The following is a 25,292-nucleotide window of genomic DNA, read 5'->3' as shown; positions in this document are numbered from 1 at the left end:
TGTATCTTTTTGGTTACGGGCTCCGCTTTGCTGCGCCCGCAATCAAAAAGGATGTCGTTGCAATCTGGGCTAGGGTAGCAGGACTGGTGGCTTCGAGAGCCTCAGCCACCATAGAAATTTTAGTCTTTTTAATTATATCTTTGATTAAATTTATAATTCAATTAAAGCTTCAGTAAAAACTTCACTGAATAATCTGAAAGCTAATACCTTTCCATCGTGACAGCCACAGTCCCAAAATCAATAAAATCATTAAATAAAAAACTACAACCGGATCCCGATTGCAGCTTCTAATTTATTTAGAAAAGAATTATGATTCTATAAATTCCAAAAGGTCTCTATTGATTGTTTCATGCTCTGTAGTAGGCATTCCGTGAGGGAACCCCGGATAAGTAATCAGTTTTCCGTTCTTCAATAGCTTCGCTGATTTTATCGCTGAATTTTCAATTGGCACAATCTGGTCATCTTCACCGTGAAGTAAAAGAACAGGAATATCAACAGATTTCAGGTCTTCTGTAAAATCCGTTTCGGAAAAAGCTTTAATACCGTCATAATGAGCTACGATACCACCCATCATTCCCTGTCTCCACCAGTTTCTCTGCACACCTTCTTTTACATCTGCACCTTCTCTGTTATACCCGTAAAAAGGGAAAGTAAGATCAATATAAAACTGGTTTCTGTTATTCAAAGTCTGATCCCTGATATTATCAAAAACTTCCATTGGAACACCATCCGGATTATTTTCACTTTTTACCATTACCGGCGGAACTGCGCTTATTAATACTGCTTTTTTCGCTCTGCCGTTCGCATATTTATTTACATAACGGATTACTTCACCACCACCTGTAGAGTGCCCGATATGGATTACATCCTTCAGATCAAGAAATTCTACCAACTCAGCTGCATCAGAAGCATACTGCTCAATGGTATGGTTGTAAATATTCTGGCTGGAGCGTCCGTGGCCTCTTCTGTCGTGTGCAATTACTCTATACCCTTTCTGTAAAAAAAAGATCACCTGCGCATCCCAGTCATCTGATGATAGCGGCCATCCGTGATGAAACATTAGTACTGGTCCTTCGCCCTGATCTTTGTAAAAAATTTCTGTCCCGTCTTTTAATTTAAGTGTGCTCATTGCTTTTAAAGTTTAATGTATTAATAATTTATTTTTGATCTAAATAAGTTTCTGTTTCTTATTTATAAAGCAAATGTAGAGGAATTTTTTTATCATAATATTGATCTAAGATAAATTTTAATAATTAATTAATCAATATATATAAAATAAAAAAACCTCAAATTTCTTTGAGGTTTATATCGTAATCAGATCTTAATGATCTGGCTATAGATTATTTAGCCGGCTTTTTAGGACTCATCATCATAATCATTCTCTTTCCTTCAAGTTTAGGAAGCTGGTCTACTTTTCCGACGTGCTCAAGTTCCTGAGCCAGTTTTAGAAGCAAAATCTCTCCCTGATCTTTAAAGATAATAGAACGCCCTTTAAAAAATACGTAGGTTTTTAATTTTGAACCTTCTTCAAGGAATTTTTCAGCATGCTTCTTCTTAAATTCATAGTCGTGCTCATCAGTCTGAGGCCCGAAACGGATCTCTTTTACAACTACTTTCACCTGCTTGGCTTTCAGTTCCTTCTGCTTTTTCTTTTGCTCGTATAAGAACTTTTTATAGTCCAGTATCCTTGCAATAAACGGTTCAGCCTTGTCGGAAATCACTACAAGATCCAATTCCTGCTCCTGAGCAATCTGTCTTGCTTTGTCAGTTGGATAAACTCCCGGCTCTACGTTATCGCCCACCAAACGAAGCTCTCTCACACGAATTTTATCGTTGATCAAGTGAGCGTCCTCCTGTACCGGACGTCTCTGTGGGCCCCTGTTGTTAAATCTTTGTGCTATTGTATTATAATTTTATTGGTTAATCTTATTCTAAAAATTAAAAAATTCAGAGATTTAGAAATTAAGAAATATTTAATGTTAATTCTTAATCCCTAAATAACTTAATCTCTTAATTAAATTTTATATAGCGGACTCCTTCTTGAAATATGCAACAAAATCTTCCATGTTCATTACTCCAAGATCGCCTTCACCACGTCTTCTTACAGAAATTGTGCCATCCTTCTCCTCATTTTCTCCTACTACAAGCATGAATGGGATTTTATTTAATTCCGCATCACGGATTTTTTTTCCTGTTTTTTCGTTTCTGTCGTCAATCTGTCCGCTAATATCGTGATTTTCTAAAAATTGTGAAACTTTTTTCGAATAATCTACATATTTTTCACTGATCGGAAGAATGATAAACTGGTCAGGAGCCAACCACAACGGGAAGTCACCTGCAGTATTTTCAAGCAGAATAGCGATGAAACGCTCCATAGAACCAAACGGCGCTCTGTGGATCATTACCGGTCTGTGCTTTTCATTATCATTTCCGATATAATGAAGGTCAAATCTTTCCGGCAAATTGTAATCCACCTGAATAGTTCCAAGCTGCCATTTTCTGCCTAAAGCATCCTTCACCATGAAATCCAGCTTCGGACCGTAGAATGCTGCTTCACCATATTCAACAACAGTTTTTAAATTCTTATTTTTCGCTGCTGTGATGATTGCATTTTCTGCTTTTTCCCAGTTCTCATCAGAACCGATATATTTTTCTCTGTTATCAGGATCTCTCAAAGAAACCTGAGTCACAAAATCTTCAAAGCCTAACGATTTGAAAACGTACAATACAAGATCGATTACCGCTTCAAACTCTCCCAAAAGCTGATCCGGAGTACAGAAAAGGTGGGCATCATCCTGAGTAAATCCACGAACCCTTGTTAATCCGTGAAGCTCTCCGCTTTGCTCATATCTGTAAACAGTCCCGAATTCCGCATATCTTTTCGGTAAATCCCTGTAGCTCCATTGTGAAGTTTTATAGATTTCACAGTGGTGAGGGCAGTTCATTGGCTTCAGCATGAATTCTTCTCCTTCATTCGGAGTTTTGATCGGCTGGAAGCTGTCTGCTCCATATTTATCCCAGTGTCCTGAAGTTACATATAATTCTTTTGCACCAATGTGTGGTGACATTACAAATTCATAACCTCCTTTTTTCTGAGCTGCAGAAAGGAAATTTTCCAGTTTTCTTCTCAAAGCAGTACCTTTTGGCAGCCAAAGCGGCAATCCGGCACCTACTTTTTCAGAGAAAGCGAAAATACCCAATTCTTTACCTAATTTTCTATGGTCTCTTCTTTTTGCTTCTTCTAATCTTTCAAGATATTCCGTTAAATCCTTCTGCTTAGGGAAAGAAATACCGTAAACTCTCGTAAGCTGAGGATTTTTTTCGTTTCCTCTCCAGTACGCTCCGGCAGCATTTAAAACTTTAAAAGCTTTTACGATGCTTGTATTCGGAATGTGCCCTCCACGACAAAGATCTGTGAAGTTATCATGAGTTACAAACGTGATTTCCCCGTCATTAAGATTAGAAATCAGCTCTACTTTATAAGGATTATCTGCATACGTTTTTAATGCTTCTTCTTTAGAAACAGGGTAAAGAGAAAAAGTTGAACCTTTTTTAGCATTTTCCAACACTTTTTTCTCAATCTTCTCAAAATCTTTATCAGATAAACTTTCGTCACCGAAATCTACATCATAATAGAATCCGTTTTCGATAGCAGGACCGATGGTCAACTTAGCATTAGGATAAAACTCAAGGATAGCCTGCGCCAGCAAGTGGGCAGAAGAATGCCAGAAGGCTTTCTTACCAAGATCATCATTCCATGTCAATAGCTGTACCGTGGAATCCGTGGTGATAGGTGTGGTGGTTTCTACTTGTTGGTCATTAACAACTGCGGAGATGGTATTTCTAGCCAATCCCTCGCTTATAGATTTTGCCACATCAAGCGGAGTAACTCCTGCCTCGAATTCTTTGACACTATTGTCTGGAAGTGTAATTTTTATCATTGTTTACTAAGAAATTTTAAGATGCAAAAATACGCATTTTTTATTTAAAAAGCTATATTAAGGTGGATTTACAATAAGAATTAATACTAATCTTTAAATAAATCCGTTTTCAATTATTCTCAAATTTTTCACATGCTCATTATGAATAAGTTAAAGCATATTTTATTTCAGATTTAATGTTAAACAAAAAAATACTAAGCTTTCACTTAGTATTATCTGTTTTGCCCGATTTATTGTTTTTTGAAGATTTTTGAACATCTTCTTTATCTACATCAGGTGGATTTGTTTTTTTTGACGAAGCAGGAATATTTGGGAAATCCTGATTCTGCTTTTTTGTTTCTGCATTGTTGGCAGATTCTTTCTTCTGGTCGTTTTCTTGCGAATTCATAGCTTAAAATTTTAAAGTTAAAAGTTCAGAATTCAGGTAAAAACTTTAAAGTCCGAGGACACCTATTTTTCCCGTCTGATCTTCTATGGTATAATTCAAAGCCTTTGCCAAAACGAAAATATTATTAAGATTTTCCATTAATTGTTCCCTTCCTTCGTTTCTCAGCTGGTTTTGATTAATAGAATTAATAGCGGCCTGCTTCGCTTTCTGCGTTACGTTTTTAATGTCTTTTTCGGAAATCCTGTTGATGAAGGAATCATCCATTGACTGAATTTCAACACTTGGTGTAATTCTTATATCTGCATCAGGAAGTTCTTTAATAATCAATTTTTTATTGATGGAATCTACCTCCAGCTTCATTTTATTCAAATCATAAGAAACCTGAGCCGTGGTTTTTGTATAAGTGATAATACTGTTGCTTGTCACTTCTTTACCAAAAAATTCATAGCCCATTTTGGTTTTCTGCATTGAGGAAGTATTCTGCTCCAGAACTACCATTTTATTCATCTTTGAAATCTGATTGGTCAGAATATAATAATCCGATTTTTCCGTTTTTTGAGTAGGATTAAAACAGGATCTAAAGCTGAAAAACAGAATGCCCATCAGGACAATCCCGGCCAAAAACGGAACTAAAATCTTAATGTTTCTCAAATTTTACTTCTTAAAAATTTCTTTAATTACAGAGCTGTCGTCTTTCTTTACAATATTTACAAGGTCTCTCTCAATATAGCCGGTAGTAGGCATTTCTATAATTCTTCCCAGCTCTTTTCCATATTTCTGAACAATAATGGTAGGAACTTTCTGAATATTATAAAGGCCTTCATCGCCATTTGGAGATTCTTTTTTACGGTTTACAGCAATAATGGTTAATCTATTTTCAGGATACTTTAATTCTTCCAGAATCTTCATCAACCTTGGAAAATCCCTGTGAGAATCTTCACACCATGTACCCATAAAAACGACTAAGTCATAACTGGTGAATTTTGCTTTTTTCAATTCTGCTATGGCCTTCTGGTCTACTGCATATTCATCGTGCTCCTTCACATACCAGTCGGCATACGGAGCTTTCAGGAACTGGCTTTTCAGCTGGTTGCCCAACAGCATTTTACCATCATTTGTAGTTTCAACTTCGCGGTTTACCACCACTTTTTGTGCGCTGAAATACTGTGCCGTGAATGCCATACAGGAAACGACAGCAATATTCGTAATAAATTTTTTCATACTATTTTTCAATAATTGTCTTTAAATCTGCAGGGGAGTAGTATTTATTTTTCAATACCTTATGATCTGCTTTTCTGTAAACATTATACTTTTCTCCTGATTTTTCATAAAATGACTCTACGTCTTTAGCTTTGTAAAATTCAACTGTTTCCTGTGCCTGCTCTTCATTATCGCATGCTTTCGACATGTTGGAACGCTGAACTTCGTTGAATAGCTCTACAAATTTACTGCCAAGTCCGAATTCCAGAACCGCTCCGCTCAAAACATACTGCAGATCACATAACGCATCAGCAATTTCTACGATGTTATTATCCGCGATGGCCTGTTTCAGCTCATTTAATTCTTCCTGTAAAAGTTCTACCCTAAGGTTGCACCTTTCCGGAGAAGGAATTTGTGGTGTATCTAAAATAGGGGCTTTGAAAGTGGTGTGGAATTCTGCTACCTGGTTCAGACTGTCAATTTTATCCATAATTTTTTTTATTTAAAGGCAAATATAATGATTGGGTTTTAGATTTTAGGAATTAGGGCTTAGGTTTTTAAACAGATTCATTTTCACTGTTGCCAGTCTGATGAAGAAATAATCTTAACAAGACGCTTCGAAAGCTTTGTATTCAGCATGACAGCGCGCATAATCCTCAGTGTGATAATGGAAATATAATTCATAATTCATAATTCATAATTCATAATTCATAATTCATAATTCATAACTAAAATTACCCATTATTTATTACTCATAAAAAAGACTGCACGTTTCCGTACAGCCTTTTCTCAATGTTAAACATTGAATGGGGATTAGTTTTTAATAAATCTCTTAGTGATTTCTCCTATTTGGATCATATAAGCTCCTTTTATCAGGCCGCTTACGTTCACCGAGCCTCTTTCGAGTTTTCCTGAATTGATTAGTTTTCCACCCATATCGAAGATTTTATAGTCTTCGGACGTTGTATTTGAAATATGTAGAATATCTCTTGCCGGATTTGGATATAATTTGATATCAGTCAATAAATCTGCTGTACCAACTGTTTCTCCTCTTCCTGATGAAACAATATTCAAAGTATAATCTTCCACCTGTCCGTACGTATATGTTCCACAAGATGAAGTAGGCACAGAGCTGTATTTCATCATTACTCTCATTCTTGTATTTCCGATGGCCGCTGATGCCGGAATGGTGATAGATCCTGTAGCCGGGCTTGTTGTAGAACCAGCTTTAGACCATGCCAGTTCTCCACTGTCTGTAAAGTCGCCGTCACCATTGTAGTCAATATAAACTGCGTAAGCTTCACTGTAAGTTGTGGAAGTCCAAACCGGGGTTACAGAAATAGTGTAAGCCGATCCTCTTGTTACATTGGTAGAAATTGCTGTAAAGTTTTCATATCCTGCAGTTCCTGTAGATGTATTATTAATAGTACCGAATTTTACATTTCCGATTCTTTCATCAGCTGTATTGGTAGCCGCTGCCGAGCAGTAAGTTACCGAGCTTCCTGCAAGCGTTGTTACACTCACCGTATTGCTGGATGGGGAAAGGTTTCCTGCAGCGTCTTTTGCTTTTACTGAGAAGCTGTATGTTGTAGAAGGAGTCAAGCTTGTTACAGTATATGAAGCAGATGCTGTGGAACCGATCAGTGAAGCACCCTGATAAACATCGTAGCCTGTAACCGCCACATTGTCTGTTGCTCCTGACCATGAAAGATTTGTGCTAGTAGAAGTCGTGCCTGAAGCTGCCAGTACAGGCGCTGTAGGAGCTGTAGTATCTGTACCTCCCGAACCTGCATTTACAGTGATATTTGCATTATTTACGTCAAAGAATATATGATTTGAACCTTTTACCATAATTCTTCCTGTAGTTGTTGCTGAATTTGGAATAGTTACCGCCTGAGAACCGTCGTTTGGAGTTCCGGCAAGCAGGGTAGTCCATGTTGCTCCGGAGTTTGTAGACCAAAGAATATCCACATTGGCTGCGTTCACACCGTTGGCTGTAGTTCCTGCCACATTCCATGTTACGGTTTGTGAGGTTCCGCCAGTGTATGAAGTTGCTGAATTTTGTGAGCTTACCGTAAAAGGTCCTGCTGTTCCGTTTACCGTGATCACTGCATCATCGGAATTATTTCCTGAACCTCCGGCTCTGTTGTCACGAACAGTAAATCTGAAATTATACGATCTTGCAACGTTGGATAAGGCTTCAACAGTAATTTCCGAGCCTGCCGTTGTAGTTGCTCCGGCTAATATTGATGCCATTCTTGGGAAATATCTCGTCGGAGTAGTCTGTGGCGTCCAGGATCTGAAAGTAGGCCCGGAAGCTTTAGTAGCACTTGCAGCAGAATTTGCCCCTGTCTGAGAATTGGAGGCATTATCCATCTGTTCCCAGATATAGGTTAAAGCATCACCGTTAGCATCTGTTCCTGCTCCGGTTAACATAAACGGAGTTCCTTTCGGGATTGTGTAATCCAAACCTGCGTTTGCCGTTGGAATAGAATTTCCTGTGTTTGTGCTTACCGGACAGGTTTTAGCCTTAATATTATTCGTGATCTGCTGAATACTTACCGCATGGAAGAAAGCATCCGAATGCGGCTGGATATCCTGGCTGGTAATTCCCGCATATCCCATAATTGTTGATCCGGAACCCGGTTCCATGTTTACACCTGTTCCTTCATTTCCATGGGAGAAAGTATGATTTCCACCGAACTGATGCCCCATTTCGTGAGCTACATAATCAATGTCAAAATTATCTCCAGAAGGAATGCCGTCTGCCGGTGAAGTGTATCCGCTTCCTTTTGAGCCGTTTGTACAGATACATCCGATGCAGCCTGCATTTCCGCCGCCGCCAGAAGCTCCGAATAAATGGCCGATGTCATAATTTGCCTCTCCGATAACCGATGTTAAAGTAGATTGCAGCTGAGAATTCCAGTTATTCATCTGGGAGGCCGGAGAATAAGGGTCTGAGGAAGAACTTGTGTAAATTACTGCATCATTATTGGCTATTAAAACCATTCTTGCAGCAAAATCTTTTTCAAAAACTCCGTTTACACGGGTCATGGTGTTGTTCATAGCAGCTAAAGCATTGGCTTTTGTACCACCGAAATAAGCTGTGTATTCTCCAGTAGAAGAAAGAGCCAGCCTGAACGTTCTAAGTTTGGCATCATCTGCATTTGGCCTTGCTGCCAGATTTGAATTTGAAATTCCTTTTTGAGCCACGTCTACCACGGTACATTCAAACTTATTAAGATCATCTTTTTTATCTGATTTTTTGTAAACCACATACATTGAAAGATCTTTGGTGTAAGGCTCAATGAAAACGGCAGATTTATCGCCATAAATTTCCATTGATGATAAGCCTAATGGTGATACGCTGAAGTACACTGTAGAACCGGAATCTCCGAGGCCTTCACCTACATAAGATTTGATATCCGGATACTTTGCCGCCAGCTGAGGATCGAAGTTGGAATTTTCTCTTACTTTAAAATTTTCCATTCTTCCTTCAGCATTGGGAAAAGAAATAATGATCTCTGATTTTTCTCCTGCCGCAAGTCTTTTAGGAGCTTTTGCGAGGACATTTTTTAATCCGTTGATATCAAGGCTGTAGATCTTCGGATTGTTAATGCCTGATTTGTTTTCAAAGATTGGGGAAGTTGTTTTTCCTGAATTTTCAGACCAGAGACGATCAGTCTGCGCGAATGAAATGCCTGATAGTAGAAGCATTCCAATCAACGATAATTGTTTTTTCATATAAATTCTCTTTTGATTGTGGAATATCAAAGCTAATAAATTTTTTATTATGAAAAACAAAATTTTTTAAGAAAATTTTAGATTATCGGTTAAAAATATTATGCAATACATTAATTATAACGAAATTTTCATTTTCTCAAAAAAAGAAAATAGCACACGCAAAATACGTGTGCTATTCACTTATTAATGATATAATTCTAAATTTCTAAAACTTATCATCGGCAGTCGGTCCATACAATCCCGGAACTTTATTTCCGGTAGATCTTAGGTAAACTACCAATTCACCTCTGTGGTGATACAAATGATTATATAAAAAAGAACGGATCACCTGGATTTTCGGCATAGGAGGGAAGATGGTGTTGCCACCCATTTCCATTTTCCATTCGTTCATCATGGTGTTTTCGTCCCAATTTTCTATAGCTTTGTGAGCTTTAGCCAGATTTTCTTCAAACTTTGCTACAATATTTTCAGCTTTTGAAATATCACCTTTGTTATACTGGTAACTTCCCATATCAAAAATATCCTGGTTGAAGGTTGCATCATACCAATTGTAAACTTCTGCAACGTGAGAAGCCAGCTCAGCGGTAGTCCAGTTTTTCTCAGACGGTTTCCAGTCCAGAGCAGTGTCCGGAATTACTTTCAATAATTTTCTGGTGCTTTCCGCTTCATGCAGAAACTCACCTAAAAGGGCTTGTTTAATCATTTGTTTATGTTTTTTGAAATAATTTATTTTGTAATATCTCTTCCGATTACCAGTCTCTGGATTTCAGAAGTACCTTCACCGATGGTACAAAGCTTAGAATCCCTATAGAATTTTTCAGCAGGGAAGTCCTTTGTATAGCCGTATCCACCGAAGATCTGAACCGCATTGTTAGAGATTCTTACGCAAGCTTCGGAAGCATATAGTTTTGCCATTGCACCTTCTCTTGTCATTTTTTGCTTGGCGTTTTTCAAGGTTGCCGCTCTTTGGATCAATAATTCTGAAGCATCAATTTCCGTTGCCATATCAGCCAGCATAAAGTTCACCGCCTGGAATTCTGAAATAGATTTCCCGAACTGATGTCTTTCTTTAGCATATTTTAAAGCAGCTTTGTAAGCTCCTCTCGCTGTTCCTAAACTTAAGGCTGCAATAGAAATTCTGCCCCCGTCAAGGATTTTCATAGCCTGTTTAAAACCTTCTCCTACTTCACCTAACCTGTGAGAATCCGGAACACGTACATTATCGAAAATCAATTCTGCCGTTTCGGAAGCTCTCATTCCTAGTTTGTTTTCTTTTTTTCCGGAAGTGAAACCGGCCATTCCTTTTTCTAAAACGAAAGCCGTAGAGTTATTTTTTGCTCCTTTTTCCCCTGTTCTTGTCATTACTACTGCAATATCACCGGAAATTGCGTGTGTAATGAAGTTTTTAGCTCCGTTAATGATCCATTCGTCTCCGTCTTTTACTGCTGTAGTAGACATTCCTCCTGAATCTGAACCTGTATTATGTTCCGTTAATCCCCAAGCCCCGATTACTTTACCGGAAGCAAGCTGAGGAAGCCATTTGTTTCTCTGCTCTTCGTTTCCGAATTCGTAGATATGATTGGTACAAAGTGAATTATGTGCAGCTACAGAAAGACCGATAGAAGGGTCTACCTGAGAAATCTCGTCAAGAATCGCAACATATTCGTGATAACCAAGACCGGACCCTCCATACTGCTCAGGAATAACGATTCCCATAAAGCCCATCTCACCTAACTGATGAAATAAATCTTTTGGAAAAGTCTGACTTTCATCCCACTCCATAATATTTGGTCTGATATTTTTTTCAGCAAATTCTTTTGCCGTTTCTGCTATCATTTTAATGTTGTCAATAGTCTCTGTATTCATATAGATAATAGTTAGTTCCCAAAGATAACCAAATTGCCTGAACGTCCAAAAAAATTATTCAAACCATAGAACCCTATTCGCAAAACTTTAATTTTCAATTTTTTACATTTTAAAAATTAATTATTATTTAATAAATTTTTCCGAACTTTAAGCTGTTTATTTTACTATTTTAGGCTCCCAATTTTTAAAGCATGAAAAAAATTTTACTTCCTCTTATTTTAATTTCAGCCTGTTTTTTTGCCCAAGCTCCGGCAGGATATTATGACGGAACCTCCGGCCTTACAGGCTATGCACTGAAATCCAAACTGCATGATATTATTTCTGCAAAAAATATCAACTGGCATTATGGTGATCTTACCAATTATTACAATCAAACCGATTTGGATAAATATTATGATCATGACGCTACGAATACAACCTTATTATTAGATATGTATTCTGAAAATCCTACAGGAGCTGATGCTTACGAATACACAACCGCCAATATCATTGGAAGCGCTTCTGCAGAAGGCCAGGGCTGGAACCGTGAGCACATGATGCCTCAAAGTACTTTTTACAGTAATTATCCTATGTATTCCGACCTGTTTTATGTGGTTCCCACAGATGCAAGGATCAATCAGCTAAGAAGCAATTATCCTTACGGAATTGTAGGGTCTACTATATATTATGCGTTCACAAATTCTTCAAGAATAGGGAACTGTGCCATTCCGGGAGTTACTTATACGGGAAGGGTTTATGAGCCTATTAATGAATTTAAGGGTGATGTAGCCAGAAGTTTACTGTATTTTGCAGTAAGATATGAAGGTAAATTAGGAACTTTTAATTTTAATAATAATGTAAATCCTGCTTCCGATACCAATCCTTTGGACGGAACCGAAGAAAGAGCTTTCGATCCGGCTTATATAGCAATGCTTCTTCAATGGCACCAGCAGGATCCCGTATCTCAAAAGGAAATAGACAGAAATAATGCTGTTTATACCCTTCAAAAAAACAGGAATCCCTTTATTGATAATCCAGCTTGGGTGAATGCCATTTGGGGACAGACCCCTGACGCATCTACGCCACAAACTCCTACCAATTTAACGATAACTCAAAACAGCGCTTATTTTGCAACATTAAGCTGGACCCCAAGTTCAAGTACAGATGTTATCGGCTATAAAATTTATCAGAACGGGACTTTAGTAGCCTCCACCAAGAGCTCAACCATAAGTATTGACCACTTAACACCATCCACTACCTATAATTTCACTGTAAAAGCATACGACAACGGGTATCTGCTTTCTCCGGACAGCAATACAGCCACAACTACAACACTGGCTACGGATATGTATGCTAAAGACTTAATGGTAACAAAGTATCTGGAAGGAACATCCAATAATAAAGGCCTGGAAATTACCAATACAACAGGGCATCCTGTGAATTTAAGCGATTACAGATTATCCATTCAGTTTCCAAGCGGAAGTAATTACTATTTCCCGGATCCTTATGAACTGGAAGGAACTGTTCAGAATAATGAAACTTTTGTTGTTTTGAATCCAAATGCTAATTTTTCATGCTTCACCATTAATCAGGCGAAGTTTGTAACAGCAGCACCTCAAATGACGTTTTCAGGAAGCCAATATATTGAATTGAGATATAAAAACTCCACAGTAGATGCTATCGGAGTTTCTAGTACTAATAATTCCTTAGGAAATGTTTCTTTATACAGAAAAACAAATATTAACCAGCCTTCCACCACATTTACTATTTCCGAGTGGGATTCTTACGCATCAGACTTCTGCCAGAATTTGGGAACACTTTCTGCGACTGATTTTATTTTAGCTAAAAATGAAATTAAAATCTACCCGAATCCTGTTCATGAAAACCTTTTCGTAAGCGGAAAAACCGAAGATATGAAGTCTGCGCAGATTGTAGATTTCTCCGGAAAACTAATTTATACTGAAAAAACTCCGTTTAAGAATAAGAAAAACATTTCAGTACAAAACTTATCAACAGGAACCTATTTATTAAAGCTTGATAAAAAGGTTTATCAGTTTATTAAAAAATAACAACCGTTTAAACCTTCAAGACTTCAAAAACCTTGAAGGTTTTAATTAAAAAGTCCTAAATCAGCATTTTACAAACATCATCGACATAAGCATATTCACTAATAATCAATATCTATAAGGGTTTATGCTTATATCTTTTATTTATAAGTAATTATGCTTATATTTGCAGAATGATAGCGGTCATCACCGGAGATATTATAAATTCACAACAAGCGGAAACGGAAGTTTGGATTACTAAACTTAAAAATCTTCTCGAAAACTGGGGAAGCGCTCCTCACACATGGGAAATCTACAGAGGGGATGAGTTTCAGCTAAAATGCAATATTGATGACGTGTTCTGGCGTTTCTTAGCCATAAAATCATTAATAAAAACTCAGGAAAATTTAGATGTAAGGATTGCAATCGGTATTGGGGAAGAAAATTTTTCATCCGAGAAAATCACTGAATCGAACGGAACAGCTTATGTATATTCCGGAAGGCTGCTGAACGACCTTAAGAACGACGGACATACCGTATCTATCAAAACCTCAAGTGATTCTCTAGACAGAGACCTTAATATTTTACTGAAATGGTCATCAAAAGACTTTGATAACTGGACGGTGGCAACAGCAGAGATCATCCACGAAATGGTGATGAATCAAGATATTACACAGGAAGATTTGGCGAAAAAATTTGCAATCTCTCAATCATCGGTAAGCCAGAGATTGAAACGCGCAAACTATGAACTGATCGTAGAAACCAATCAATATTTTAAAAAGAAAATTTCAGAACTAGAAGCATGATTTTCATCAAACTCATATTGGCACATCTACTTGGAGATTTTGTTCTTCAGCCAGACTCTTGGGTTGCTGACAAAGAAAATCGTAAACTGAAGAGTAAATATTTGTACCTTCACGTTCTGATTCATACCGTTTTAAGTTTTATTTTCCTTTGGGACCTGAAGCTTTGGTGGGTCGCTGTTTTGGTGGGGATTTCACATTTTATTATTGATGCCTGTAAACTGAGCTTTCAGACCATTAAAAATAAAAAAAGCTGGTTTTTTATTGATCAGCTTCTTCATGTTTTGGTAATTGCTGGAGTTTCTTTTTATTATAATGAATTTAATTTTGATTTTTTAAAAGATCAGGAAACTTTAAAAATAGTGATGGCAGCTTTGTTTTTAACATCACCAGCTTCTGTTTTTATCAAAATATTATTGTCTTCATGGACACCCGTTCCGGAGACACAAAGCAATATACAAACCGAATCTTTATCAAGTGCCGGAAAATATATCGGGATTTTGGAACGTTTATTAGTCTTCACCTTTATTGTTGTCAATCATTGGGAAGGCGTAGGTTTTATGGTAGCCGCAAAATCTGTTTTCAGATTCAGTGACCTGGCGCAGGCCAAGCAGCGGAAGCTGACGGAATATGTATTAATCGGTACATTGCTGAGCTTTGGAATGGCCGTTTTAACAGGAATTTTAATTAAATAAATAATATAAATCTAATAAAAAGTAATTTTAGAAAATGGAAAAGTTAGAAATGTTGTACGAAGGTAAGGCAAAACAGGTATTTGCTACCGATAATCCTGATCAGGTTGTAGTACGTTTCAAAGATGATGCTACGGCATTTAATGCTCAAAAAAGAGGATCTGTAGATCTTAAAGGTGAAATGAATAACGCCATCACCACTCTTATTTTTGAATATTTAAATGAAAAAGGGATTAAGACTCATTTCATTAAACAATTGAACGAAAGAGAGCAATTGGTAAGAAAAGTATCCATCATTCCTTTGGAAATGGTTGTTAGAAACTATTCTGCAGGAAGTATGGCTCAAAGATTAGGAGTGGAGGAAGGAATTAAATCTCCGGTTACCATTTTCGATATCTGCTACAAAAAAGACGAGTTGGGAGATCCGCTTATCAATGATCACCACGCTGTTTTCTTAGGAGCTGCCACGTATGAAGAGCTTGACGAAATGTATGAATTAACTTCAGATATCAATGAAATTCTGATCGATCTTTTCGACAAAATGAATATTATCCTGGTTGATTTTAAAATTGAACTAGGTAAAACTTCAGATGGTGAGATCATCTTAGCAGACGAAATTTCTCCTGATACTTGCAGACTTTGGGATAAAGATACCATGAAGAAATTGGATAAAGACAGATTCAGAAGAGACTTAGGAGAAGTTACTGAAGCTTACGTTGAGATCCACAACCGCCTGAAAAATTTACTGGGCAAGTAAATTTTTAGAAGTTAGAAGTTAGATATTAGAGGTTAGTATGAAGGCACACCGCATAGAAGATCTCAAAGTTTGGAGTAAATCAATGATTTTAGTAAAAGAGGTTTATTTGGTTACTGCAGAATTACCAAATGAAGAAAAATTTGGTTTACTGTCTCAAATCAGAAGATGTGCTGTTTCAATACCGTCTAATATTGCAGAAGGAGCAGGAAGAAATAATAAGAATGAATTTTATCAGTTTCTTGGAATTGCGTTTGGTTCTACATATGAATTACAAACTCAGTTACAATTATTAATAGATTTGAATTTTATTTCTGACGCTAAAATAATTCCTTTGAAAGAGCTTTTAGCTGAGATACAGAAAATGATTTATTCATTAAAGACAAGTTTAAAATTATAATTGAAGTTAACTTAGACTAATTTCTAACATCTAATATCTAACTTCTAATTTAGAAAAAATAGAAATGAAAAGTTTAGACATTCATAAAAGTGAATATTTAAAACAATTTGAAACTCAAACCTACGGAAGAAATCTTTTCAGAACGCAGGAAGAAGAGAGATTAGACGCTCCCAATGAGGAATGTGGTATCTTCGGAATGTATTCTGATAATGATCTTGATACGTTTTCTCTTTCACAGTTCGGGCTTTTTGCTTTACAGCACAGAGGTCAGGAAGCGTGTGGTATTTCTGTTTTAAAAAACGGAAGAATCACCAACATGAAAGATGAAGGTTTGGTTTTGGATGTTTATAAAGAGATCCACGATCCGGAAACTTTTATGGGAAATTCTGCAATCGGGCATACCCGTTATACGACTGCAGGAGACAAAAAGAAATATAATTTCCAGCCATTTTTCGCAAAAAACGAATATGACCAGATTATACTTTCCATAGCGCATAACGGTAACCTTACCAATGCGAAAGAACTAAAAGCTGAATTGGAAGCTGAAGGCGTTGTTTTCAGAGCAACTTCCGATTCTGAGGTTATTTTAAGATTAATCCAGAAAAATCTCGACTTAGGACTTCGTGGTGCTATTAAAGCAACCATGGAGAAAATAGAAGGCGCTTATTCTGTTGTGGGAATGACGAGAAACAAATTCTTCGCATTCCGGGATTTCAATGGGATCAGACCGTTGGTTTTAGGAGCCATTGACGAAAAATCTTACGTTGTGGCTTCCGAATCCGTTGCTTTGGACGCGGTTGGAGCTCAGTATGTGAGAGATATTTTACCGGGAGAGATTGTTTACACCAATGAAAATGAGCCCGGAAAGCTACATTCATACATGGCTGATGAACAAAAAGGAAAGCAGAGAATCTGTTCATTTGAATATATTTATTTTGCAAGACCAGACTCTTCTTTAGAAAACATCAATGTGTACGAGATCAGAGAAAAATCCGGTGAAAAAATCTGGCATCAGGCTCCTGTAGAAGCTGATGTGGTAATTGGGGTTCCCGATTCCGGAGTTCCTGCTGCTATTGGCTTTTCTAAGGCTTCGGGAATACCTTTCCGTCCGGTTTTGATTAAAAACAGATATATTGGAAGAAGCTTCATCGTACCGACTCAGGAAATGAGAGAAAGGGTAGTGAACCTTAAGCTGAATCCTATTATTTCTGAAATTAAAGATAAAAGAGTAGTGATCATCGACGATTCAATCGTTCGTGGCACAACTTCAAAAAGATTGGTTAAGATACTGAAAGATGCAGGAGTAAAGGAAATCCACTTCAGAAGTGTTTCTCCGCCGATTATTGCACCTTGTTATTTAGGAATTGATACACCTTCAAAAGATGATTTGATTTCTGCGAATATGACTACAGAAGAGCTTAGAAATTATTTAGGAGTTGATTCTCTGGAGTTCTTAAGTGTGGAGAATTTAAAAGAAATTTTGGGTTCTGCCAACCACTGTTTCGGATGTTTTACAGAAGAATATCCTGTAGGAAAGGGTGAGGAGGTTGAATTATTTAATTAAATTCAAATAAATAAAAAAGTAAAGGTCAGGTTTAATAATAAGCCTGACCTTTTCATTGAAATTAAAATTGGTTATATTAAAATTTGTAGTTTAATCCCACTTGGAAAACACGGTTGGTTTCTTTATCCTTCATATTTTCCGGCACACCAGAATTATTGGCAACGTGTGTAAGACTGTTTACATATCTTGCGTTGATACCCAAATTAGGGGTAAAATAATATCCAAGACCAAGACCTAAGCCAAGATTAAATTTCTTAACCCTTTCTTTTTCAAGATCTCTTGAATAAGATTCAGTCTGAGTGGTTGTGTTACCTCCAACAGTAGTAGTAGTGGTTGTCACATCACCGGTATATTTACCATTAATGAAATAGCTGATTTCCGGGCCAGCCTCGATGTAGAAGTTATCAGCAGGCTTCATCTGAAGCATTAATGGTACGGAGATATAGTTCAGGCTATAATTTTCTTTTACTTTTACTGAAGAGTTTTCTGATAGATCTTTTTCTGTAAGAACGCTTTTGCTTCCTAATTGATTATATAAAACTTCCGGCTGGATTGCAAATTTTTCTGATAAAGGTATATTAACAAAAACCCCTGCATTGAATCCCGGTCTCAGACTTTTTGTACTAAGCTTTTGCTCGCTGAACTGGGAGAAGTTTACCCCACCTTTGATACCAAATCTTACAGGCTCTTTTACTTTATTCATCGGGGCTGCTGTTACAGTTTTCGTTTCCTGAGCAAATACTAATGAGCCAGTGACTATTGCTAGTCCTAGAAATAACTTGTTCATAATTTGTCTTTTAAAATTTTACTTTATTATTTATCTGATATTTAATCAGACTTGATTTATTTTGCAAAATGCTTGCCAAACATTCATTTTTCCTTTATTAATAGGCATTAGCAAAGATTTCATTTGTTAAAAAAAACAACTCATAATGTTTAATTTTAAAAATAAATAAACTATATTTAAGTTTAAAATTTAATTTTTACTACTTAAACATTTAATTGGATAATGAAAATTATATTAATTTTTTATTTTTTCTCGAAATATATTTCAATACAAAAAAAGCCGGGCATCGAACCCGGCTTCAAAAATTTTGATTGATTATGAATAATTGATTAAAACTTATACGCCAAACCTACTTGGAAAGCACTGTTTTTACCATCAATGTTCTTCACCCCTCCAATTTCTTTGAAAGCATCAGTAACACCTGCAACGTATCTTGCGGTAACACCAATGTTTTTATTGAAATAATATCCGGCTCCTAAACCAATACCAAAGTCAAAGCTTTTTGCCTTAACAAGGTTGCCTTTATCAATAGTCTGAGAATCATATTTTAAATTTGATCCTACTGAAAAACTGAATTGTGGACCTGCTTCAAGGTATAAGTTCGGTAAAGCATTGTACTGGAACATTACCGGAACTGAGATATAATTAAAGTTCACAGTAATATTTTCATCTTTTATTTTTGATCCTAATCCGTTATACAAAACCTCCGGCTGAATGCTAAAGTTGCTTGCGATAGGAGCGTTCATAAAGGCACCACCGTAGAAACCTGCTTTAGAATTACCACCACTGATATTTGAAACGTTTAGACCTGCTTTTAAACCGAATGTTACAGGGGAAGATGATGTTTTCTGAGCGAATGTAAATGAACCAGCAATAACTGCTAATCCTAATAATAATTTTTTCATAAATATGTTTTTACTTTGTTAATTTTTTTCTGATTTTCATTCAGACGACAATTACTTATCAAAATCCTTGCCAAACAAATATTCCTTTTATTAATAAGGCTTTACAGAGGTTATAATGCTATTAAAAAGGAAACTTTAACAAATAATCAATGTAAATATTTAATTTAAAAATTAAAAACCTGGCACTCAAAATCACGTAACTGGAAATGTATTTTACTTAGAGTTATTAAATAAAAAACCGGGTAAAAACCCGGCCTAATTTTGATTAATAATCTATTTAAAGATATGATTAGAATTTATAAGCTAACCCCACTTGGAATACATTATTTTTAATAGCGTCACCTCCCTTGTTATCTTTAATAACATCCGTAAGACCTGCTACGTATCTTGCTGTAATACCAATATTTGGTGTAACATAGTAACCTGCTCCGATACCTAATCCTAAATTAAATCCTTTTGCATCGTCCACTGTAGAAGTAACTGAAAAATTAAGTGTTTCATTCACATATTTTATCGTTGAACCTACTTTGAACCCAAACTCAGGACCCGCTTCTAAATAGAAGTTAGGAACTACGTTATACTGGAACATTACCGGAACAGTAATATAATCAAGATTTCTTTTTGCATATATTTTGTCTCCATCATCCGTAAAGTTGATCTTATTACCATACTGAGAATATAAAATCTCCGGCTGCACACTGAAATCAGAAGATAAAGGAATGTTTGCAAATACTCCTGCATTAAAACCTGTTCTGGCTTTTCTGCTGTAATTGTCAAGATCACTTTCTTTAGACATTGTTGAAACGTTCAAACCTGCTTTAATACCAAATCTAACAGGAGATTTAGAAACAGGTGTAGAATTTTTTTGCTGAGCGAATGTAAAAGAACCAGCGATAACTGCTAATCCTAGAAGAAATTTTTTCATAAATGTTTTTACTTTATTATACTTAATTATTGTGGTCATTTTTTGACGTTAACATTATTTTCAATTTCCATGCCAAAAAGTTAAATTATGATAAATATCATAACAAAATAATTCAAAATCATAAAAAATTATAAATTTACAGGCTGATCATTTATTAAAATTTAAATTTAAAAGCATTTTTAAATTATTTATTTTTACTATAGTAAGCAATAATATTATTTTTATTAATACAAATAAAAAAACCGGATTAAAAATATTAATCCGGCTAATAGTATTAAACTTTAATTATGTTTTAAAACTTATAAGCTAATCCAATCTGGAAGACATTATTTTTGCCCTCAGCCTGAACACCATTGATTTTTTCACCAATATCCACGACACCAGCCACGAATCTTGCCGTAATACCAAATCCGTCCACAATATAATATCCGGCACCCAAACCAATACCGAAATCAAATCCTTTAACAAGATCTTTTCCGTCTACTGAAGCTGATTGGTATTTAAGTTTAGAGTTAATAAGGAAACTGAATTGTGGCCCTGCTTCCAGATAAAGGTTCGGCATTGCATTATACTGAAACATTACAGGAACTGAGATATAATCGAGATTTATTTTCAAATCATCCAGATCCTCAGCTTTTGAGCCTACTCCGTTATACAATACCTCAGGTTGTACTGCAAACTGCGATGAAACAGGGATGTTAGCAAATACACCTCCGTAAAAACCTGCTTTTGCTTTTGAATCTCCTCCTGAAATACTCGAAACATTAAGACCTGCTTTCACACCAAATCTTACAGGTGAGGATGATTCTTTAGCTTTTTCCTGTGCAAAAGCCAATGAACTTAAAGAAATTGCGATTCCTAAGATTAATTTTTTCATAGTCATTTTTTTTATTAGTTGATAATTTTAAAATATCAAACCATAGAATGCAAATTTCCTACCAAATTATCTTAAATTAATACAATTTTATATAAAATAAAACATTTTTCCACAAATTTTGATTATAATTTTCACTCCAAATTTTTAATATAAAAAAATCAGACTTATACTAAATATAAGCCTGACTTATTGAAATCAATTTCTGTTATTACTAACTTTCGTCTTTTAAAATTTAAATGCTAAACCAACCTGGAAAACATTATTTCTGATAGCATCAGATCCATTTGGTCTGTCTTTCGCAATATCCGTAAGACCTGCAACATATCTTGCTGTAAGACCTATATTGTCTGTAAAATAATATCCTGCTCCTAAACCAATACCAAAGTTGAATTTGTTTAAGCTGTCTTTATAATCTCCCGTCTCGTTGATTGTATTATTATCTGTTTCGTTTTTAAACTTATTTTTAGCATTAACCATGAATCCGAATTCCGGGCCTGCTTCTAAATAAAGATTCGGGATCACATTGTACTGGAACATTACCGGTACCGTAATATAATCTAAATGTCTTGCACGAGAATATCTCGTTCCTGCAATAACCTGATCGTACTTATCCCCATATTGAGAGTATAAAACCTCCGGCTGGATGCTGAAGGAGCTGGCTACAGGAATGTTAGCAAATACACCCGCATTGAATCCGATTTTAGAGCCCTGATCTTCCAATCCGCTGTCGTTGGTAAGGGAAGAAACATTCATTCCCGCCTTAATACCGAATGCTACCAGCGATGATGTGGAAGTGGTGGTTGTTGTCGTAGTCTGAGCGAATGCTAACGAACCTGCCGTAACTGCTATTCCTAAAATTAACTTTTTCATAACTTTAATTTTTAATTTACTATTTCCTAATTTTAAAATTTACTACTTGTCAGTTTTTTCATTTGACGGTGAGTATCTTTCAAATTGTTTGCCAAAATCAAAATTTTAATGAAAAATAAAAACAAAACCATTTGTTTTAGCAAATGGTTTTAACTTATATCAAATTGTAAATCAATAATATAAAGACTACTAAACATTTGTTTAGAAAAAAATACAAATTATAAATTTTGTTTAATTTTTTAATTCAAAAAAGTCAAAATGAAATGTTTTTTTAAGCATAATTCAGTTTTCTATAAAAATCTAAAGAAGATTTAATATTCTTTTGGCTGCATTGATGATCATATACGCAAGAACCGATTCCTGAAAGCAGAGAAAAATTGATTTTGCTGTCCATATTCTTCTTATCATTGATTAATACAGAGAAAATTTCATCATCTTTAAAATCGCTGATATCAAGATAAGGATAGAATTTTTGAATATTTTCGATAATTAAAACAGAATCTTCTTCAGAGATCAATCCTTCAAGAAAGGCAAGGTGAGCTTCAGCGATCATTCCCATCGCCACTGCTTCTCCATGAAGAACCGGATTACCCTGATTCAGGTATAAGCTTTCCACGGCATGGCCAATGGTATGCCCGAAATTCAGCGTTTTTCTGACGTTTTTTTCATGGAAATCTTTTTCAACAACATCCTGCTTAATATCTATCGAAGCCTGAATATGTGGGATAACACCCTTTATATCAAGCTTATTGACCTGAATTAAGTTCTCCCAATGCGTTTTATCTGCTATTAACCCATGTTTCAGCATCTCTGCAAAGCCGCTTCTCAGCTGTTTAAATGGAAGGGTTTCTAAAAATTTTGGATAAACAAAAATCTGTTCAGGAAAAGAAAATGTACCTACCATATTTTTATAGTGCATCAGGTCAATCCCTGTTTTCCCCCCGATTGATGCATCACACATCGATAAAAGGGTAGTTGGAATATTAATGAATGATATGCCTCTTTTATAAGTAGAAGCCACAAAACCGCCCATATCGGTAATCACACCGCCGCCAAGATTGATTATTAAAGCTTTTCTGTCCGCCTGCATTTCCGTAAGTATCTCCCAAAGCTGGTTGACCGTCTGAATATTTTTCATTTCTTCGCCGGCTTCTATTTCCAGAATTTCAAAGCCCATATCCGTTTCCATGTTCCCTAAAAGGGTAGGAAGGCAATATTCGTGGGTATTTTCATCAACAAGAATAAAGATTTTACTGAAGGATTTTTCGTGTAAGAAATCATTCAACTCAGAAAAATTATCATTTAATAGTGTTATCATTTTCAGGTTTTCTGTAAAGTTAGAAGTAAAAACTATATTGCAAAGTTATGATTCTTAATTTTTAACTCGTTATTAAATTAACTATCTTTGCACAAATATTTAGCATGAGCAGAGATAATAATTCAGGAAGACCAAAAAAACCAAGAAGTTCAACAAGAAATAATTCTGATGATTCTCGTGCTTCAAGATCAGGAAATTCTTCTGGTTCAAAACCTTTCAAAAAACCATTTCCAAAAGCAGGAGAAAGAAATTCTGATTCCAGGAAAAGTGGAGGCACCAGCTATCAGGACCGTATGGATAAGAAATTTGGGAAAAGTGAGCAGGAACCATTCATTACCAGTGCCGGGGAAGAGAAAAAATCATTCGGAAAATCTGCCCCGAAAAGAGGCGGAAGCAGACCTAATAATTTTGATACAAGAGATAAATACGAAAGAGGCAGCCTGAAATACGGAAGAAGACCGGGCAGTGGCGATGACAGAAAACAGGATGGAGCAAAATCTTTTGTACAAAAAAGAAGATTGAGCAAAATAGAAAAAGATGTTCATAAAGATACAATTCGTCTTAATAAATTCATTGCAAATTCAGGAATCTGCAGCAGGAGAGAGGCAGATGAGCTTATTACACAGGGGCTTGTAGAAGTAAACGGAAAAGTAGTAACAGAAATGGGCTACCAGGTTGAGAAAACCGATAAAGTAGTTTTCGATGGCCAGAGCATTACTCCTGAAAAGCCTGTTTATGTACTTCTAAACAAGCCAAAAGGGTATATCTCCACAACTAAAGACGATAAAGCAAGAAAAACAGTAATGGATCTGGTAGCTAATGCTTCACCTTACCGTTTATTCCCTGTGGGAAGGCTTGACCGTTCTACAACCGGAGTTATTTTGCTTACCAATGACGGCCACATGACAAAAAAATTGACACACCCGTCTTTTGATGCCAAAAAAATCTATCATGTGACTTTGGACAAAAAGCTGACCCATGAAGACATGAAGCTGATTGCAGAAGGTATCCGTCTGGATGAAGGCGTAGCGGTTGTAGACCAGATTTCTTTTATTGAAGGAAAACCGAAAAATGAAGTTGGGATAGAAATCCATATCGGATGGAACCGTGTTATCAGAAGAATTTTCCAACGATTAGGATATGAAGTAGAAGCTCTGGACAGGGTAATGTTTGCCGGATTAACGAAGAAAAATATCAAGCGAGGCCACTGGAGAATCCTTACAGAACTTGAAGTGAATAATCTTAAAATGCTTTAATAAGTTATGAGTTTTGAGTTATGAATGATAAGTTTATTATACTTAAATTTTAAAGTATTTTTGAATTAAAATAAGAAAAGGCGTAGAAATTTAGTTCTACGCCTTTTTTATGTCAATAAGGCTTCGAGAGCCTCAGCCTGACAGTACCGTACAATATTTGTTTTTTAACATATAGTATTAGGGTTGTCAGGCTGAGGCTCTCGAAGCCCTTTATACAGTATAAACTATAAACTAAAAATTAAAAATTCTAACTCATAATTTTTAACCCATAACTCATACTCAAATTTTATCCCAAAACAGTCACCCCTTTTTCGATCATCTCATAAATAGCATCCCTTCCGTTATCCGGCTTTACGTTTACCGCTCTTGTTCCATTGAAATGAAGGCAGGTAATATAGCCGTTAGCTACAGCATCCAGACAAGTGAATTTCACGCAATAATCCATCGCAAGCCCTACAATCTCCAATAGCTGGATATCATGATATTTCAGGAAATCATCAAGACCTGTTTTCATAAAATGATTGTTATCCTGAAAACCGCTGTAGCTGTCGATTTCCGTATTTTTCCCTTTTTGAACAATGTGGGTTACCTTATCCCTGTTTAAATCTTTATGAAACTCTGCTCCAAAAGTATCCTGAATACAGTGATCCGGCCACATGAACTGCGGAACACCATTTAAAATAATGCTTTCGCCCACCTTTCTGCCATTATTGCTGGCAAAACTTTTATGATTTGAAGGATGCCAATCCTGAGTTAAGACAATCTGATCGTATTCATTTTCTTCCATTAAGGCATTGATATAGGGAATCACTTCATTTGCTCCCGGAACTGCCAATGCGCCGCCTTCACAAAAATCATTCTGCACATCTACGATTATTAACGCTTTTTTCATATTTAAATTCTCGAATTTTTGATAAATTTACAAAAAACAAACCTCAAATATTTGTCCAAAAAATAATTATCGGACAAATAGGCAAC

Annotated in this window: 24 protein-coding genes; 7 read left to right on the top strand and 17 right to left on the bottom strand. The window is 36.0% G+C overall.

The window, feature by feature from the left end:
• Positions 1-307 precede the first annotated feature (307 nt).
• The 10 genes from H560_RS0107030 to H560_RS0106985 form a co-directional block, all read right to left on the bottom strand.
• Positions 308-1,129 (bottom strand): alpha/beta fold hydrolase, encoded by an 822-nt coding sequence (locus H560_RS0107030; protein ID WP_027379382.1) that lies wholly within the window; start codon positions 1,127-1,129, stop codon positions 308-310.
• Between the two features lie 211 nt (positions 1,130-1,340).
• Positions 1,341-1,841: a translation initiation factor IF-3 gene (gene infC / locus H560_RS0107025; RefSeq protein ID WP_175608770.1), complete on the bottom strand. Its 501-nt coding sequence runs from the start codon at positions 1,839-1,841 to the stop codon at positions 1,341-1,343.
• A gap of 180 nt (positions 1,842-2,021) precedes the next feature.
• On the bottom strand, positions 2,022-3,941 hold the full coding sequence (gene thrS / locus H560_RS0107020) for a threonine--tRNA ligase (protein ID WP_027379380.1): 1,920 nt from the start codon (positions 3,939-3,941) through the stop codon (positions 2,022-2,024).
• A 202-nt stretch (positions 3,942-4,143) separates the two neighbouring features.
• Positions 4,144-4,329 (bottom strand): hypothetical protein, encoded by a 186-nt coding sequence (locus H560_RS0107015; RefSeq protein ID WP_027379379.1) that lies wholly within the window; start codon positions 4,327-4,329, stop codon positions 4,144-4,146.
• Between the two features lie 45 nt (positions 4,330-4,374).
• A complete protein-coding gene (locus H560_RS0107010) occupies positions 4,375-4,980 on the bottom strand; it encodes a DUF4230 domain-containing protein (protein ID WP_027379378.1) in 606 nt (201 codons plus the stop codon).
• A gap of 3 nt (positions 4,981-4,983) precedes the next feature.
• Positions 4,984-5,550, bottom strand: a complete 567-nt coding sequence (locus H560_RS0107005; RefSeq protein WP_027379377.1) for a TlpA family protein disulfide reductase — start codon at positions 5,548-5,550, stop codon at positions 4,984-4,986.
• A 1-nt stretch (position 5,551) separates the two neighbouring features.
• Entirely contained in the window at positions 5,552-6,019 is a 468-nt protein-coding gene (locus H560_RS0107000) for a pyrophosphohydrolase domain-containing protein (RefSeq protein WP_027379376.1), read from the bottom strand.
• Between the two features lie 323 nt (positions 6,020-6,342).
• Positions 6,343-9,273 (bottom strand): reprolysin-like metallopeptidase, encoded by a 2,931-nt coding sequence (locus H560_RS0106995; protein WP_034752355.1) that lies wholly within the window; start codon positions 9,271-9,273, stop codon positions 6,343-6,345.
• Positions 9,274-9,478: 205 nt separating this feature from the next.
• A complete protein-coding gene (locus tag H560_RS0106990) occupies positions 9,479-9,976 on the bottom strand; it encodes a DinB family protein (protein WP_027379374.1) in 498 nt (165 codons plus the stop codon).
• A gap of 23 nt (positions 9,977-9,999) precedes the next feature.
• Positions 10,000-11,139, bottom strand: coding sequence for an acyl-CoA dehydrogenase family protein (locus H560_RS0106985; RefSeq protein WP_027379373.1), 1,140 nt, complete (start codon positions 11,137-11,139; stop codon positions 10,000-10,002).
• A 191-nt stretch (positions 11,140-11,330) separates the two neighbouring features.
• Between H560_RS0106985 and H560_RS0106980 the strand changes: the two genes are divergently transcribed.
• The 6 genes from H560_RS0106980 to purF all read left to right on the top strand — a co-directional run bounded on the left by H560_RS0106980 (position 11,331) and on the right by purF (position 17,376).
• Positions 11,331-13,187, top strand: a complete 1,857-nt coding sequence (locus tag H560_RS0106980; protein WP_027379372.1) for an endonuclease — start codon at positions 11,331-11,333, stop codon at positions 13,185-13,187.
• A 170-nt stretch (positions 13,188-13,357) separates the two neighbouring features.
• On the top strand, positions 13,358-13,969 hold the full coding sequence (locus H560_RS0106975; RefSeq protein ID WP_027379371.1) for a SatD family protein: 612 nt from the start codon (positions 13,358-13,360) through the stop codon (positions 13,967-13,969).
• Complete coding sequence (locus H560_RS0106970) at positions 13,966-14,661, top strand: DUF3307 domain-containing protein (RefSeq protein WP_027379370.1); 696 nt, start codon at positions 13,966-13,968, stop codon at positions 14,659-14,661. Before H560_RS0106975 ends, H560_RS0106970 begins: the two co-directional genes overlap by 4 nt.
• A 34-nt stretch (positions 14,662-14,695) precedes the next feature.
• On the top strand, positions 14,696-15,415 hold the full coding sequence (gene purC, locus H560_RS0106965) for a phosphoribosylaminoimidazolesuccinocarboxamide synthase (protein WP_027379369.1): 720 nt from the start codon (positions 14,696-14,698) through the stop codon (positions 15,413-15,415).
• A 37-nt stretch (positions 15,416-15,452) separates the two neighbouring features.
• Positions 15,453-15,812: a four helix bundle protein gene (locus H560_RS0106960; protein WP_027379368.1), complete on the top strand. Its 360-nt coding sequence runs from the start codon at positions 15,453-15,455 to the stop codon at positions 15,810-15,812.
• A 64-nt stretch (positions 15,813-15,876) separates the two neighbouring features.
• Positions 15,877-17,376, top strand: a complete 1,500-nt coding sequence (purF, locus tag H560_RS0106955; RefSeq protein ID WP_027379367.1) for an amidophosphoribosyltransferase — start codon at positions 15,877-15,879, stop codon at positions 17,374-17,376.
• Between the two features lie 76 nt (positions 17,377-17,452).
• Here the strand turns inward: purF and H560_RS0106950 are convergent, their stop codons facing one another.
• From H560_RS0106950 to aroB, 6 genes are all read right to left on the bottom strand, one after another.
• Positions 17,453-18,163, bottom strand: coding sequence for a porin family protein (locus H560_RS0106950; RefSeq protein ID WP_027379366.1), 711 nt, complete (start codon positions 18,161-18,163; stop codon positions 17,453-17,455).
• Between the two features lie 329 nt (positions 18,164-18,492).
• Entirely contained in the window at positions 18,493-19,068 is a 576-nt protein-coding gene (locus H560_RS0106940) for a porin family protein (protein ID WP_027379365.1), read from the bottom strand.
• Positions 19,069-19,357: 289 nt separating this feature from the next.
• Positions 19,358-19,993, bottom strand: coding sequence for a porin family protein (locus tag H560_RS0106935; protein ID WP_027379364.1), 636 nt, complete (start codon positions 19,991-19,993; stop codon positions 19,358-19,360).
• 292 nt (positions 19,994-20,285) lie between these two features.
• Positions 20,286-20,870 (bottom strand): porin family protein, encoded by a 585-nt coding sequence (locus H560_RS0106930; RefSeq protein WP_027379363.1) that lies wholly within the window; start codon positions 20,868-20,870, stop codon positions 20,286-20,288.
• A 225-nt stretch (positions 20,871-21,095) separates the two neighbouring features.
• Positions 21,096-21,740 (bottom strand): porin family protein, encoded by a 645-nt coding sequence (locus H560_RS0106925; RefSeq protein WP_027379362.1) that lies wholly within the window; start codon positions 21,738-21,740, stop codon positions 21,096-21,098.
• Between the two features lie 271 nt (positions 21,741-22,011).
• Complete coding sequence (gene aroB / locus H560_RS0106920) at positions 22,012-23,058, bottom strand: 3-dehydroquinate synthase (RefSeq protein WP_027379361.1); 1,047 nt, start codon at positions 23,056-23,058, stop codon at positions 22,012-22,014.
• A gap of 104 nt (positions 23,059-23,162) precedes the next feature.
• Between aroB and H560_RS0106915 the strand changes: the two genes are divergently transcribed.
• Positions 23,163-24,314, top strand: coding sequence for a pseudouridine synthase (locus H560_RS0106915; protein WP_228372439.1), 1,152 nt, complete (start codon positions 23,163-23,165; stop codon positions 24,312-24,314).
• 286 nt (positions 24,315-24,600) lie between these two features.
• On the opposite strand, the gene pncA is transcribed toward H560_RS0106915, so the two are convergent.
• Positions 24,601-25,206: a bifunctional nicotinamidase/pyrazinamidase gene (gene pncA / locus H560_RS0106910; protein ID WP_027379359.1), complete on the bottom strand. Its 606-nt coding sequence runs from the start codon at positions 25,204-25,206 to the stop codon at positions 24,601-24,603.
• Between the last annotated feature and the right edge of the window lie 86 nt (positions 25,207-25,292).

This window comes from Chryseobacterium daeguense DSM 19388 (genome assembly GCF_000430825.1).
Classification (GTDB): domain Bacteria; phylum Bacteroidota; class Bacteroidia; order Flavobacteriales; family Weeksellaceae; genus Chryseobacterium; species Chryseobacterium daeguense.
This window is presented reverse-complemented; position numbering and strand designations above follow the sequence as displayed.

Bases quoted from the DNA above. Each gene is read 5' to 3' on its own strand.
- H560_RS0106935 (WP_027379364.1), bottom strand. From the start codon at position 19,993: ATGAAAAAATTTCTTCTAGGATTAGCAGTTATCGCTGGTTCTTTTACA.
- H560_RS0106960 (WP_027379368.1), top strand. From the start codon at position 15,453: ATGAAGGCACACCGCATAGAAGATCTCAAAGTTTGGAGTAAATCAATG.
- H560_RS0107030 (WP_027379382.1), bottom strand. From the start codon at position 1,129: ATGAGCACACTTAAATTAAAAGACGGGACAGAAATTTTTTACAAAGAT.
- H560_RS0106970 (WP_027379370.1), top strand. From the start codon at position 13,966: ATGATTTTCATCAAACTCATATTGGCACATCTACTTGGAGATTTTGTT.
- aroB (WP_027379361.1), bottom strand. From the start codon at position 23,058: ATGATAACACTATTAAATGATAATTTTTCTGAGTTGAATGATTTCTTA.
- H560_RS0106975 (WP_027379371.1), top strand. From the start codon at position 13,358: ATGATAGCGGTCATCACCGGAGATATTATAAATTCACAACAAGCGGAA.
- thrS (WP_027379380.1), bottom strand. From the start codon at position 3,941: ATGATAAAAATTACACTTCCAGACAATAGTGTCAAAGAATTCGAGGCA.
- H560_RS0106985 (WP_027379373.1), bottom strand. From the start codon at position 11,139: ATGAATACAGAGACTATTGACAACATTAAAATGATAGCAGAAACGGCA.
- H560_RS0106980 (WP_027379372.1), top strand. From the start codon at position 11,331: ATGAAAAAAATTTTACTTCCTCTTATTTTAATTTCAGCCTGTTTTTTT.
- H560_RS0106990 (WP_027379374.1), bottom strand. From the start codon at position 9,976: ATGATTAAACAAGCCCTTTTAGGTGAGTTTCTGCATGAAGCGGAAAGC.
- purC (WP_027379369.1), top strand. From the start codon at position 14,696: ATGGAAAAGTTAGAAATGTTGTACGAAGGTAAGGCAAAACAGGTATTT.
- purF (WP_027379367.1), top strand. From the start codon at position 15,877: ATGAAAAGTTTAGACATTCATAAAAGTGAATATTTAAAACAATTTGAA.
- H560_RS0106950 (WP_027379366.1), bottom strand. From the start codon at position 18,163: ATGAACAAGTTATTTCTAGGACTAGCAATAGTCACTGGCTCATTAGTA.
- H560_RS0106930 (WP_027379363.1), bottom strand. From the start codon at position 20,870: ATGAAAAAATTAATCTTAGGAATCGCAATTTCTTTAAGTTCATTGGCT.
- pncA (WP_027379359.1), bottom strand. From the start codon at position 25,206: ATGAAAAAAGCGTTAATAATCGTAGATGTGCAGAATGATTTTTGTGAA.
- H560_RS0106925 (WP_027379362.1), bottom strand. From the start codon at position 21,740: ATGAAAAAGTTAATTTTAGGAATAGCAGTTACGGCAGGTTCGTTAGCA.
- H560_RS0107000 (WP_027379376.1), bottom strand. From the start codon at position 6,019: ATGGATAAAATTGACAGTCTGAACCAGGTAGCAGAATTCCACACCACT.
- H560_RS0107005 (WP_027379377.1), bottom strand. From the start codon at position 5,550: ATGAAAAAATTTATTACGAATATTGCTGTCGTTTCCTGTATGGCATTC.
- H560_RS0106915 (WP_228372439.1), top strand. From the start codon at position 23,163: ATGAGCAGAGATAATAATTCAGGAAGACCAAAAAAACCAAGAAGTTCA.
- H560_RS0106995 (WP_034752355.1), bottom strand. From the start codon at position 9,273: ATGAAAAAACAATTATCGTTGATTGGAATGCTTCTACTATCAGGCATT.
- H560_RS0107015 (WP_027379379.1), bottom strand. From the start codon at position 4,329: ATGAATTCGCAAGAAAACGACCAGAAGAAAGAATCTGCCAACAATGCA.
- H560_RS0106940 (WP_027379365.1), bottom strand. From the start codon at position 19,068: ATGAAAAAATTATTATTAGGATTAGCAGTTATTGCTGGTTCATTTACA.